Source organism: Levilactobacillus suantsaii (assembly GCF_004115745.1).
Classification (GTDB): Bacteria; Bacillota; Bacilli; order Lactobacillales; family Lactobacillaceae; genus Levilactobacillus; species Levilactobacillus suantsaii.
This window is the reverse complement of the sequence record NZ_QXIL01000006.1, coordinates 118,161-129,723: the sequence shown is the minus strand read 5'-3', so window position 1 is coordinate 129,723 and position 11,563 is coordinate 118,161. Positions and strand designations below refer to the sequence as shown.

At 52.8% G+C, this 11,563-nt stretch carries 13 protein-coding genes and 1 pseudogene; 11 read left to right on the top strand and 3 right to left on the bottom strand.

Going from position 1 to position 11,563, the window contains the following annotated elements; translation table 11 throughout:
* Positions 1–254: 254 nt before the first annotated feature.
* From DXH47_RS05030 to DXH47_RS05010, 4 genes and pseudogenes are all read left to right on the top strand, one after another.
* Positions 255–890 (top strand): annotated as a pseudogene (locus DXH47_RS05030) (histidine phosphatase family protein).
* A gap of 235 nt (positions 891–1,125) precedes the next feature.
* Positions 1,126–1,875, top strand: a complete 750-nt coding sequence (locus DXH47_RS05020; RefSeq protein ID WP_129032160.1) for an alpha/beta fold hydrolase — start codon at positions 1,126–1,128, stop codon at positions 1,873–1,875.
* The gene (locus DXH47_RS05015) at positions 1,841–2,176 is read left to right on the top strand and encodes a hypothetical protein (RefSeq protein WP_129032158.1); all 336 of its coding nucleotides are present in this window, start codon (positions 1,841–1,843) and stop codon (positions 2,174–2,176) included. The genes DXH47_RS05020 and DXH47_RS05015 overlap by 35 nt, the downstream gene beginning before the upstream one ends.
* 210 nt (positions 2,177–2,386) lie before the next feature.
* The gene (locus DXH47_RS05010; protein WP_129032156.1) at positions 2,387–3,007 is read left to right on the top strand and encodes an SDR family NAD(P)-dependent oxidoreductase; all 621 of its coding nucleotides are present in this window, start codon (positions 2,387–2,389) and stop codon (positions 3,005–3,007) included.
* A gap of 195 nt (positions 3,008–3,202) precedes the next feature.
* Here the strand turns inward: DXH47_RS05010 and DXH47_RS05005 are convergent, their stop codons facing one another.
* Positions 3,203–3,418 (bottom strand): P8 family protein, encoded by a 216-nt coding sequence (locus tag DXH47_RS05005; RefSeq protein WP_129032154.1) that lies wholly within the window; start codon positions 3,416–3,418, stop codon positions 3,203–3,205.
* A gap of 131 nt (positions 3,419–3,549) precedes the next feature.
* On the bottom strand, positions 3,550–3,936 hold the full coding sequence (locus tag DXH47_RS05000) for a glycine cleavage system protein H (RefSeq protein ID WP_129032152.1): 387 nt from the start codon (positions 3,934–3,936) through the stop codon (positions 3,550–3,552).
* A 158-nt stretch (positions 3,937–4,094) separates the two neighbouring features.
* On the opposite strand from DXH47_RS05000, the gene DXH47_RS04995 reads away from it, so the two are divergent.
* Both DXH47_RS04995 and DXH47_RS04990 read left to right on the top strand, forming a co-directional pair.
* Complete coding sequence (locus tag DXH47_RS04995; RefSeq protein WP_129032150.1) at positions 4,095–5,135, top strand: lipoate--protein ligase; 1,041 nt, start codon at positions 4,095–4,097, stop codon at positions 5,133–5,135.
* 5 nt (positions 5,136–5,140) lie between these two features.
* A complete protein-coding gene (locus DXH47_RS04990) occupies positions 5,141–5,458 on the top strand; it encodes a DUF7671 family protein (RefSeq protein WP_129032148.1) in 318 nt (105 codons plus the stop codon).
* A 169-nt stretch (positions 5,459–5,627) separates the two neighbouring features.
* Here DXH47_RS04990 and DXH47_RS04985 read toward each other — a convergent pair whose 3' ends face one another.
* Positions 5,628–7,280, bottom strand: a complete 1,653-nt coding sequence (locus tag DXH47_RS04985; protein ID WP_225423499.1) for a peptide ABC transporter substrate-binding protein — start codon at positions 7,278–7,280, stop codon at positions 5,628–5,630.
* 260 nt (positions 7,281–7,540) lie between these two features.
* On the opposite strand from DXH47_RS04985, the gene DXH47_RS04980 reads away from it, so the two are divergent.
* The 5 genes from DXH47_RS04980 (at position 7,541) to DXH47_RS04960 (ending at position 11,500) form a co-directional block, all read left to right on the top strand.
* Positions 7,541–8,668, top strand: a complete 1,128-nt coding sequence (locus DXH47_RS04980) for an A/G-specific adenine glycosylase (RefSeq protein WP_129032146.1) — start codon at positions 7,541–7,543, stop codon at positions 8,666–8,668.
* A gap of 17 nt (positions 8,669–8,685) precedes the next feature.
* On the top strand, positions 8,686–9,006 hold the full coding sequence (locus DXH47_RS04975) for a hypothetical protein (RefSeq protein ID WP_129032144.1): 321 nt from the start codon (positions 8,686–8,688) through the stop codon (positions 9,004–9,006).
* 12 nt (positions 9,007–9,018) lie between these two features.
* Entirely contained in the window at positions 9,019–9,624 is a 606-nt protein-coding gene (locus DXH47_RS04970) for an alpha/beta hydrolase (RefSeq protein ID WP_129032142.1), read from the top strand.
* Between the two features lie 191 nt (positions 9,625–9,815).
* The gene (locus DXH47_RS04965; RefSeq protein WP_024746588.1) at positions 9,816–10,019 is read left to right on the top strand and encodes a cold-shock protein; all 204 of its coding nucleotides are present in this window, start codon (positions 9,816–9,818) and stop codon (positions 10,017–10,019) included.
* Between the two features lie 278 nt (positions 10,020–10,297).
* Positions 10,298–11,500, top strand: coding sequence for a metal-dependent hydrolase family protein (locus DXH47_RS04960; RefSeq protein WP_129032140.1), 1,203 nt, complete (start codon positions 10,298–10,300; stop codon positions 11,498–11,500).
* Positions 11,501–11,563: the final 63 nt, after the last annotated feature.

Below are 11,563 nucleotides of genomic sequence, written 5' to 3'. Positions count from 1 at the left end.
GGACTCATAGCCTAAGAACTCCTTTAGATGATTGTTATGGTGACTTCATTCTACAGGACTCAGGCTAGGAGTCTATTTTTATTTTCTTACTTGTTGCACTTCAATTGTAAATTCGTCGCCTAAAAATCACCGTGGCCGAAGTCATTGGCTCCGTGTTGGTCATCGTGGCAATTTACCTGTTGCAACGGGGCCGGCGCAAGGTCGAAACCGTGTTTGAGCGTCAAGAAAACTAGCGAACAGAAAGGGTGGTTTTGATGACCACGATTGATTGGGTGCGTCACGGCCAAACGATCACGAACGCCAAACGTCTGATTCAAGGTCAATTGGATACGGACGTGACACGCTTAACGTCCACCGGGACAGCCCAGGTCCAAGCCTTATTGGCTGGGGGCCTCGATGTTGCCCATTACGACCGCTTGATTGTCAGTCCGTTACAGCGAGCCCGCCAGACCGCCGCCTTGATTACCGCGGCGACGAAGGGCCACCGGCCACTGACAATTGAGCCACGGGTGATTGAAGGCGACTACGGCGATTGGGCCGGTCGGTCGATTGCGGATCTGCAACGCGCTCATCCGGACGCCGTCGACCCGTTGACCCACGAGGTCACGCCAACCTGGCTGCCCCGGATTGGGGGCGAAAGTTACGCGCAGATTCAGGATCGGTTAGGGTAACTGTTGGCGGAGTTGGTCGTTGACCACCCCTCTGAGCATGTTTTAGTGATCAGTCACGGTTTGACCATTAAGGTGGCCGCGCTGTTGATGTTGGGGTTACCCGCCTCGACCGCGTTACCGGAGCCGCCGAACGCTAGTTTAACCAAGACGGCCATCGACCCGGCTACGGGGCGCCGGTACCTGTTGGGGTACGGCATCTTGCCGGGAGGGCCGGAATAAAACGGGCCAATTAAACTTTAAATGAATGAAGGACCGGGGATAACCATCTCCGGTCTTTTTTACGGCTGTTTTTAGTAGTTCTTTGTCAATCGGCGTTGATGAGAAGTTTGACGAGAAAAGCAATTCAGTTTCGATTTTAGTAAAGCCGATGTGAGGACGCCGTAACATCTCAAAAGTTGCCTTGTTGGGCTATAATTTGAATAATGAGAAGCAAACATGGAAGGCAGGCTGAAGGATGAAGAACAATTCTGTGGTCATTGAAAACCATTATCAACAACTCAATCCATTTCAAGGACTCGTGATTTACCGTCCGGTTGACCCGACGAATCGAAAACCGGTCGGAATCGTTTTGATGCATTCGGACGAGGCTTATTACGGCTTTATTCCGGCGCCCGAATTGGCTCAGCGCGGCTATACGGTATTTACCGCTGCCGTCAAGCGTTCGGAAGAAACGCTGGATCAAAAAATATTGGACGTGAAAGCCGTTGTCGATTATGTGAAGCAGGATGACGCCATCAAAAAATTCCTGCTGCTGGGGCACAGTGGTGGGGCGACACTGCTAAGTGCTTATCAAGCCATCGCCGAGAACGGTGCCCATATTTTTCAAACGGAACGGCAGGTCGTTAAATTAACGGATGTTGGTGACTTAACGCCGGCGGACGGGGTCATGTTCCTAGATTCTAATTTTGGCAACGGCGTGATGGAATTGTTGAGCTTGGACCCCGGTCTGACGGAAGGCGACAGTGCGCGTTACTTGAATCCCAAATTTGACCTCACGTCGCCTGAAAATGGCTGGTGCGGGGACCATGGTGAGTATAGTTCGGCATTCATCCGGGCCTACCAACAAGCGCAAGCTGAGCGTCAGCAAAAGCTAGTTGATGATGCGTTGGCACGATTGAACGCAATCGAAGCGGGGCAAGGCAAGTTTAAAGATGATGAACCGTTAACCATTGTGGGTGGGCCAGCAGTTTGCGCCGTGCAATAAATTATTTCCGCAGGATCCGACCCTGCTTCAGCATACGGCCAAGCCATGGGATTTGATTCATGCCGATGGGTCGATCTCAAACGAGGTCATCTATTCGCGGCGCCTGCCACGCGCCGCCCAACAATTTGTGCAACTGAATAATTTGTCGACCAAGCAAACGACCGTTAAGAATTTTCTAACTAATTTTGGCCTGCGAACGAAGGGGTTTGGTTACGATGCGACCCACGTTTACGGCATTGATTGGGATAGTGCGTATTGCAATACCCCGGCAATGTCCGACATATTCAAGTGCCAACGCTGATTATGGGGATGACGGGCAGCTACGAATTTATGGCCGCCGAAGCCATCTACCAAAATAGTTCGAGCCCTGATAAGCAAATGGCATTTGTGGACGGGGCTTCGCATAACATTGTGCCTGAAAAAGCTGCCGAACGGTTTGCTGGGGAGTTTGGCGATACTGTTAGAAATTGTTTTGAGCATGTCAATAGTTGGTTAGAGGAGCGATTCTAGGATGAAAAGTGAACCCAAAAATAAGAATGCGGTATTATCTGGTGCGACCCGGGGAATGGGCCGCGAGGTCTCGTTGCAACTGGCAAAGGCGGGGTATAATATTTGTCTGTTAACGCATAATTTGCCGGATGCCCAAGCCTTAAAGGCGGCAATCGAACAGATTGGGCCGGACTGCTACATTTATCCGTGTAAAGTTGAAGATGATGATGAAGCCTTAGCAACATTTCAGACGATTGAAGACCGCTTAGGCAGTATCGACCTGGTCTTTACGAATATGGGGTTGATGCCGGATTCGGCGGGCTACTCTAATAAGAGCGTTGCCGAGTTAAGCGGTCGGGAGTGGCGTGATTACCTGGCAACGGCGCTGATGGGGGTCGTTAATAGTACTCGGCTGGCGGTGCGATTCATGCAGAAAAATGAATGGGGTGGTTACATCTTGGATGTGGCGCCTTGGGGGGAAACGGCTCAGGCAAAGTTAGGGCTGTATACCACTAGCCGGGGTGCGATTCGGGCCCTCGTTGAAACGGTGAATGTTGAAAATTCTAAAATCAAGGCGTATTTGTTACAGCCACAGGCGGGGCGAACCACTATCGCCGCAAAGGTTGCGCAAATCGTTCAGTAGCTCGTGGGGGAATCCTCATTGATTTTCCGGTTAACGCGGCCCATTTGACTAGCTGAGGGTTATTATATTAAGTGTTTATGGATGATAAAACTGCCCCAAGGAAGGCCTTAGCCCTTCTTGGAGCAGTTTTTGAGTTGCGGATTGAAACAAAAAAATAACGCCACCAGACGATCGCGTTATTTTTGAGTGAGCCGGTTACTTCTTCAGATTCTCTTCAACGAACGCCTTGACGTCATCGTCAGACTTCGCATCGATCTTCTTCATCGAAGCTTCAGTTTCATCGGTGTTGTGACCATTAGCTTCCATGTAGTGATCCCAGATGGCGTCACGTACAGGAGTAGAGTCCTTGGACCAGTCAAACACTTCGGACATCTTCTCATCTAATAATGCGGTCTTTTCTACAACAGCCATAACCATTACCTCCAATTTTAAATTGGGTCAGTGTATCGTGTTGTTGGCATGGGTACCACCGGCTTCATTTTCTATGTTAGTTCATTTTGGCAGAAATGGGAATTATTTTATTGAAAATTTTACCCGCTAGGTTAGTCGACTTTGAGCACCAAAATCCAGTTGGCGGCTTGGTTTTTAGGCGTGATCGCACTGGGATCTGCGACCAAGGCATCGTTGGTTTTAACGACGGTGCCAGCGTAGGGCGTCTTGAAGTTTTCGACAGCTTTATCACTCTCGACTTCGAGGATGTCGTCTTGGGCGACAAGCTCATCGTCGACTAAAATCGGGAGGTCGGCAAAGCTGATGTCACCGATCTGTTCCAGTGCGTCACTGGCTAAGCCCAACCGGTAATGGTGGGCGTCTTGCTGTTCGATCCAGACACCGTCCTTTTCGGTAATGGTCGGTGCGCTGGGAGCACTAAAACGGGCGTGCCACCAGTGTTTTAAACGTTGCCAAAATGATGGGGTAGAATTTATCATGGTCATCTTCCTCTCGGATAACTTAAGGTCACCTCTAGTATACGAAGTTATGTAACCGCTGACAACCACTTCTATTGAGCGGTTGTAAAGTTGTTGGGGGCGGGGCCGTATGCTAAACTGAGAGTAATTTAGACCCGCGGGGGAAGGAGCTTTTCGCAATGTTTCTCATCGATACGACGCGTCGAGGCCAAGTGGTCACCGATGCGTTGGTGAATCAATCCATTGACAATTACTTGGTCAACGATTTAAAGCTACCAGGCCACGGCCTCATGATGTACGTGAACCAGCCGGCGGTCATCATCGGTGTGAACCAGACCGTGACCGCAGAAGTGGACTTTAATTACTTGCAGGCGCACCACGTCCAACTGGTTCGACGCACGTCAGGGGGCGGCGCCGTCTATCACGATGAACGCAACTTGATCTTTGAGCACATCGTGAACGGCGAGGTGGATGATGGGGCGCGATTTGGGGACTATGCGGTCTTCGCGGCTCCCATTTTGAAGGCTTTGACGGCAATGGGCGTGACCGACTTGGCCATCAGCCAGAAGAGTGCGCTGACGGTGGCGGGCAAGAAGTTTTCGGGGATGACCATGTTCAAAAACGGGGCTGGTTACGCGGCTGGCGGGACCATCATGTATGATCTGAACGTGGCGGCGGCTCATCAGGCGTTACGCCCCGCGGCGCAGACGGCAACCACTCGCGGCGTGGCCTCGAACCGAGTGCCCATCACTAATTTGCGGCAGTACTTGGCCCCGCAATATCAAAATTTGGATATTCAAGCGTTCAGGGAGGCCTTGCTTTGTCACGTGTTCGGGGTGGCCCGACTAGACCAAATCGAGACCTACCACTTAACGGACCACGATTGGGCCGTGATTGACCAGCGTCTGACCGAAAAATACCGCACGGACGCATGGAACTACGGCGCCAATCCCGGTTTCCGACAGTACCAACGGTTGCAGCTAGCCGATGGCGACTTGCACGTCAACTTTACTGCGCAACGAGGACAATTACGGCGGGTGGCGTTGTTTGGCACGCTGGCGTCAAGTGACCAATTAGCCCCGATTGCGGCTCAGTTGGTCGGGCAACCCGCCACAACAGCGGTGTTACAACCCATTTTGACTCAACCGAAAATTACGGCCGTTTTAGGGGCGGCGACCATTGACCCCCTGATTACGGCGTTGACTAAGGAGAATTCGTAAAAGAGATGGCAAAAGCAAAGTATGAGGTGAACCAATATCTGGGCGTGCCCGTCGTGGCGGATGCATCGGGCAACTACCAGATCAAGCGGGAAGCAAACGGTGAGTTCAAGCTACATTCCTGGCGAACTGGCCGGCACAGCAAGGGTAAGTACCGCGGGGTTGGTCAAATTTTCTTGACCGAAAACCAGTTGAAGGTCGCGGTCGTCGCGGCCTATCCGGTGGCCTATAAGGACCGGCACGCTTACACCCCGATGCAACGGCTGACCAGTGAGTTCGCCGGAGATGCGGTGGTCCAAGAAGCGCAACAACAACTTAACGATTGACCCTAAAATCAGAGTCTGGGACAAAACAGTAAAGTGCATCGCTTTTAAATGAAAATCCATTTAAAAGCGGTGCACTTTTTAAGTTACTCGGATCCATAAGGGTGCCGAAGCATGCGCCAAAAGTCAGTTTGTTGCACTCTTGTGATTGGTTGTCCGGGTGGGCTTGATTTTATCTGGCGAAGTAGGCTTCCTTGAAGTTCGACAACGTTCCTACGGTGTTGAAGCGAACGCCGTTTAAGTGTGGGTTCATCAGGTACGTGCTAGCTGGTTGGAAAAGTGGCGTGACGCCTTGTTCGCGCATCAAGATTCCGTCGGCTTTTAATAGGGTTCGCCACCGCTGGGTGTTGAAGGCCGTGGCGTTGCTGGCTTGAGCAACCAAACGGTCGTAATCGCGATTGTGCCAGCGTGTGGTGTTCGCGGAGTTGGTCGTTGTAAACAGTGCCAACATCGCCAGGGGGTCGGCGTATTGCGCCTGCTGGGTGTTCAAGTTCAAATCACCGTTTAACGGGCTGGAATGACCGTTGAGGTGTTGTGCCCGCTGTTTTAAGCGGACCGTGAGCCCCGGCAAAGTCGTCATGAGTTGTTTTTGAAGCTGTGTCGCGACCAGGCGACCGTGGGTGGTATCCAAGTAACTCAAAGTCAAGGTGATGCGGTGCCGGTGGACTTTCTTTAAGGCTTGGCGCCACTGTTGCCGAGCTACTTTAGGTTGGTATGTCAAGGCGGTTTGGTCCGGTTGACTAGCGGCAAAGTCGGTGGTGCCCCGGAGACCCCGGCTGAGCCCAGCCGGGACGATACCTTGAGCGGGAAGCGATGATTTTCCGTAGGTATTGCGGCCCAAAGCTTGACGGTTAACGGCGTGGGAAATGGCTAACCGGGTCGTAGTTTGGCGTAAAAGTTGGCTGGGTATGCTCGTTGAGGAGTGGTGTCGATATGTAATCAGAATCATTTTGGAGTAAGGCCGAGCCGTGTAGGTGGTCTGTGTTTCCGCCGATTTAACGTCAGTTTTCGACTGGAGTCGAACTTCATCCAGCCGGCCTTGTTGATAATCTTGCCATTCTTGGGCCTGATTATGGTAAACGTTGACGTTGATGCGGGTCAAATAAACGTGCTTGCGGTCCCAGTAATAGGGGTTGGGAATTAGGTGCCAGTGCTTGGCCGTGTTACCGTGAGAACTGACCATGAAGGGTCCCGCGTACACCTGATACTTGGGTTGGGTAGCGTACTTGGCTCCCCATTTTGTCGCTACCCGCTGGTTCTGGGGGCCGAAGATGGGGTAAGCCAGTCGTTGGGGGAGTTCCACCATGGGATGATCGAGGGTGACCACCAGGGTGAACCGTCCCTTGGCGTGGACTCCCAACTGGGTGGCGGGTAGATCACCGGCCAGAATCTGGCGGGCATTTTTGATGCCTAAAAACAGGTCGGCTTCCGGCGCCTTAGTTTGTGGGGCCAAAGCGCGGCGCCAGGCGTAGACGAAATCTTGTGCGGTGATAGTGTCCCCGTTGCTCCACCGGGAATCCTGCCATAATTTGAAGGTGTAAGTCGTCTTGGTGGCGTTCAGTTGGACGCGCTTGGCCAGAGCCAGTTGGGTTTGACCGTCGCGATTGGTCTGATATAGACCTTCAATGGTGTTGTTCAACCGTCCAAATTTGGTCATCTTATCGGCATCTAAAGTGGTCAAAGGAGTGCTGGTGGCTAGCGTCAAAACTTGGCGTTGGGTCATGACCCCTTGACTATCGCTCGTTGAATGAACCGTTGTGTCTTTCGTACACCCAGCGAGGCTCCCTAGCAGTAGGAGCATCGCGGGTAAAATCCAGTGTTTCATGTGTTTTCCTCCGATGAGTTTCTCCAATTGTTCACCCCGTTCACGCGCTGACTTAACCATCTGATCGTGGCCGGCCCAGGTGGCATCGACTCGTGGACTAAGCCGGGTGATGCCTTCAATGACAGGCGTTAGGGATTGGAGACTTCCCGTTTGATGATAGGGGAGGATGAGGACCACGTCAAGGGCTAGTTAAGGGGCCCCACTTGTGATACCGGTGGGAATTCGCTAAAATTAAGAAAATGGTAAACGGAGGGATGGTCATGGAAAAATGGTCGCCGGCGACGATTCGCGAGTTCCGTCGCACCCTATTAGCCTGGTACGACCAGGAGGGGCGGGACTTGCCCTGGCGCCACGATCACGACCCGTATCACGTGTGGGTCAGTGAGATTATGTTGCAACAAACGCAAGTCCAAACGGTCATTCCGTATTATCAGTGTTTTATGGCCGCTTTTCCAACGGTCACGGCGCTGGCTAACGCGGCGGAGGCCGACTTGTTGAAGGCTTGGCAGGGATTGGGCTACTATTCGCGGGCCCGCAACTTGCAACGAGCGGCGCGCCAATTAGTGACCGATTATCACGGCCAGTGGCCCACGACCGCCGCGACGCTCCAGGATTTGGTGGGGGTTGGCCCGTACACGGCTTGTGCTATCGCTAGCATCGCTTTTAATGAAGTCGTGCCGGCCATCGACGGCAACGCGTTTCGGGTCTTTGCTCGCTTGTTGTTGATTGATGCGGACGTGGCTCAACCCAAGACGCGCCAGGTGTTCTTTGATATCTTACAACCCATTGTGGATTCGCAGCGACCCGGAGACTTCAACCAGGCTGTCATGGACTTGGGGTCGAGCTACATGACAGCCAAGACGCCCGACCCAGCACACTCCCCGGTTCGCGCGTTCGACGCGTCGTACCGGACGGACCAGGTGCTCGCTTACCCGGTCAAGACTAAGAAACCTCGGCCTAAATTGGTGCCATACTACGGTCTGCTGGTCACCTCACCGGCGGGGGACTTACTGGTCCAGCGCTCAGCACAACAGATGTTAGCGGGATACTGGACTTACCCATTGATTCCCAAGGCCGATTTACTGCCGGCCGAGGCCACGACGACACCAACTTTAGCGGCTGATATTGCCGCCTTGGAAGCCCGCTGGCAACGCGATTACCAGTTGTCGGTAAGGTTTACGCCACTGGGCGGAAGAACCGTGAGTCAGACGTATACACACCAACGCTGGCAAGTGAGCTTACTGCAAGCGAAACTCCCCACGGCGACGCCTTTGACTTACTTTCCGGGGCAGTGGGTCGCGACGACACAAGTGGCTGATTTACCCGTTCCAAAGGTGCAAGAAAAGATGATGCGGCGCTGGGCTCAGGCTCGCGCGGCGGTTCAATAACAGGGGGGAAATATCTTATGCCAACTATTTTTACCATTTTAAAGTTTGTTTCCGTCAATCATCGGCCGTTGGCAAGCGCCCAAGTCGTGGTGACCGACGTGCAGGGCAAACCCAACGGCCTGTTGAGCGACTTGGTCCATGACTTGATCAACGACGCGCTATTGTTCGTTGATTTGGGCCAGATTGAAACGGCCGACGAGTTGATCAAGCAATTACACGACCACACGCCCCTTCCCGACGATGTGCTGGACGAGTACGGTAAGATTTTGACGGAGCCGTGCTTTGGGTTGAACGTGGCGCCACAAAAAGATACCATTGAAATCATTGTGCACCGCTAGGAGAAAACGAGAATGGATGATTTGATTGAAACCATGCCGGGAGCTAATACCGCGCCCCCGGTGTTATTGTTGCAGGGTACAGGGGGCACTAACCGTGAGATTTTAGACTTTGGCCGGCGCTTGGCCCCCACAAGCCCTTTGATGACGATTGCGGGCCGTCAGGGGAGTGGTGCTCAGCGCCAGTATTACACGCAAACGGCCAGTTCCCCGGCGAATCCGGCCCAAATTAAAGCCGCTGCCCAGTGGGTGGCTGACCAGGCACAGAGACTATGCCAAGAACACCACTGGGACAGTTCTCAGTTGATCACGGTTGGCTATTCGAACGGTGCCGCACTGGGGGCTTACGGCGTCCAGATGGGGCTGTTTCCTGGCCGTTATGCCGTTTTATTTCACCCCTTACAGTTGCCGGTCCCCACTCCCCAGGTTCAACCGGACCGAGAAGTCTGGTTATCCGTGGGGCAGCGCGACCAATTAGTAAGTGTGGCGACCGTTCGAAAATTAGCGGCAGCCTGTGAAGATTTACAGATGACGACGACCGTTAACGTGACTGGTGGAACGCATAACATCACGCCCCAAGAGGTGTTGGCGGCATATAATTGGTTGGCCGCGAGGCGCTAGGGCTTAATCATAGTTTCGCCAAATATTTGAAACTTCCCATTTGCTATTCTGGGGAATACCTGTTATCCTATGGTTAATGTATTTATGGTTCGGAAGTTTTAAAGGCTCGACGTTCTTTAAGAATGGCTCCTTTTTACCCCAGCTTTCAAATGCAAATATTATTGCGCTATGCGCACGGAGGTTTCATTCTTATGGAACAAGGTACTGTTAAATGGTTCAACGCTGATAAAGGTTACGGCTTCATCACTTTGGAAAACGGCTCTGACGTTTTCGTTCACTTCTCTGCTATCAACAGTGAAGGCTTCAAGACTCTTGAAGAAGGCCAACACGTATCCCTTGACGTAGAACAAGGCGATCGTGGCCCACAAGCTGCTAACGTTACGGTTGTTGACTAATTTACATTAGCCTCTAGCCTAAAAGCCACCGTCTTCGGACGGTGGCTTTTTTAATGCCCTGATCCTGATGATGAAAAAGTAATTAGACATGGGGCACTAGCTGAAAAATGGGCTGTAGCCGGCATTCAGTCAGGGCCATTGAGTAATGCCTCCTAAAGGTGATTGACAAAGATGAGAAACTCTCTTAGAATTTGGCTAATTCTTCACGACGGCCAGGTCCGGGTCCAGTGAGGCCCGTTAAAGCGTACCGTCGATTCTAATTAAGGGAGTTTTTGCTGATGACTCAAACGTTTGTACATTGCCAACTCTTTGATGGGGTGACCGACCACTACTTACTCGATGCGTATTTTACGGTCAACGCTGCCGGTGAGATCAGCGACCTCGGGACGGGGACGCCGACCACCACCGAAAAAACGTTGGACTTACACGGCAAGTATGTGATTCCGGGATTGATGAACGTCCACACTCATCTTATGATGAGTGGCACGAGTGGCCGGCCCAACGACCATTTATCCGAGACCGAGGTGGCTTACCGGGCTCTGCGAAACTTAAAGGCACTCGCCCGCGATGGCGTGACCTACATCCGGGACTGCGGGTGTGCCTTTGACGTTGATCTCAAGCTGGCGCGTTTGCAACGGGCAGGGGACCTGGGAGGCACTGAAATCGATGGTTCCGGTCGACCCATTTCCATCATTGGCGGCCACGGGGATGAACCCCAGGGGTTGAACGGTGAAAGCAACTTTGGCCATCTGGTCAACTCGGCGACCGACGTGCGGCGGGCCGTCCGAGAAAACTTTAAGCTGGGGGCCGGCAACATTAAGGTGATGGCCACTGGCGGGGTGATGTCTGCCGCTGACGAGGTCGATGATACGGAACTGACCGAAGAAGAGATTCAGGTGGCCGTATCGGAGGCCCACAGCAAGCACATGACCGTGGCATCACACGCGCAGGGTAATCGAGGCATTCAACTGTCACTTGAAGCCGGGGTGGATTCCATTGAACACGGCATTTACCTGGATGCCGATCAATTGGCCCTGATGAAGGCCCAGGGGACTTATTTGGTGCCCACGTTGAGTCCCTGTGACAAGATTGACCGGTATGGTAAGGGCATCGTGCCAGACAACGTCTATCGTAAGAACGCGGGAGTCAAAGATTTCTTCTATCAAAACATGCGCACTGCGTTGACGTCTGGGGTCAACTACGCCGTGGGCACCGATGCGGGGACGCCGTTCAACGGCTTTGCCACCGGGACCACGGATGAATTGGTGTTGATGACTCAGATGGGATTGACGCCGTTTGAAGCCCTCTTAGGGGCGACGAAAAACGCGGCTAAGCTATTACAGATCGATAAGCGTTATGGCACCCTGGCCCCCGGGAAGATGGCAGATTTCGTGGTCCTCGACGCTGATCCACTCGCGGCGATTCAAGCGGTCCAACAACCGGATAAGCAAGTCTATAAAAAGGGGGTCCGCCTCGCCTAAGGGGTAATCACCGGCCCCCGCTGATTATGGCTCGGTTTCCCCAAAAATTGGGGCTACATTTTA

Excerpts from the sequence above, each read along its gene's own strand:
- DXH47_RS05020 (WP_129032160.1), top strand. The coding sequence starts at position 1,126 with ATGAAGAACAATTCTGTGGTCATTGAAAACCATTATCAACAACTCAAT.
- DXH47_RS05010 (WP_129032156.1), top strand. The coding sequence starts at position 2,387 with ATGAAAAGTGAACCCAAAAATAAGAATGCGGTATTATCTGGTGCGACC.
- DXH47_RS05005 (WP_129032154.1), bottom strand. The coding sequence starts at position 3,418 with ATGGCTGTTGTAGAAAAGACCGCATTATTAGATGAGAAGATGTCCGAA.
- DXH47_RS05000 (WP_129032152.1), bottom strand. The coding sequence starts at position 3,936 with ATGATAAATTCTACCCCATCATTTTGGCAACGTTTAAAACACTGGTGG.
- DXH47_RS04995 (WP_129032150.1), top strand. The coding sequence starts at position 4,095 with ATGTTTCTCATCGATACGACGCGTCGAGGCCAAGTGGTCACCGATGCG.
- DXH47_RS04990 (WP_129032148.1), top strand. The coding sequence starts at position 5,141 with ATGGCAAAAGCAAAGTATGAGGTGAACCAATATCTGGGCGTGCCCGTC.
- DXH47_RS04985 (WP_225423499.1), bottom strand. The coding sequence starts at position 7,280 with ATGAAACACTGGATTTTACCCGCGATGCTCCTACTGCTAGGGAGCCTC.
- DXH47_RS04980 (WP_129032146.1), top strand. The coding sequence starts at position 7,541 with ATGGAAAAATGGTCGCCGGCGACGATTCGCGAGTTCCGTCGCACCCTA.
- DXH47_RS04975 (WP_129032144.1), top strand. The coding sequence starts at position 8,686 with ATGCCAACTATTTTTACCATTTTAAAGTTTGTTTCCGTCAATCATCGG.
- DXH47_RS04970 (WP_129032142.1), top strand. The coding sequence starts at position 9,019 with ATGGATGATTTGATTGAAACCATGCCGGGAGCTAATACCGCGCCCCCG.
- DXH47_RS04965 (WP_024746588.1), top strand. The coding sequence starts at position 9,816 with ATGGAACAAGGTACTGTTAAATGGTTCAACGCTGATAAAGGTTACGGC.
- DXH47_RS04960 (WP_129032140.1), top strand. The coding sequence starts at position 10,298 with ATGACTCAAACGTTTGTACATTGCCAACTCTTTGATGGGGTGACCGAC.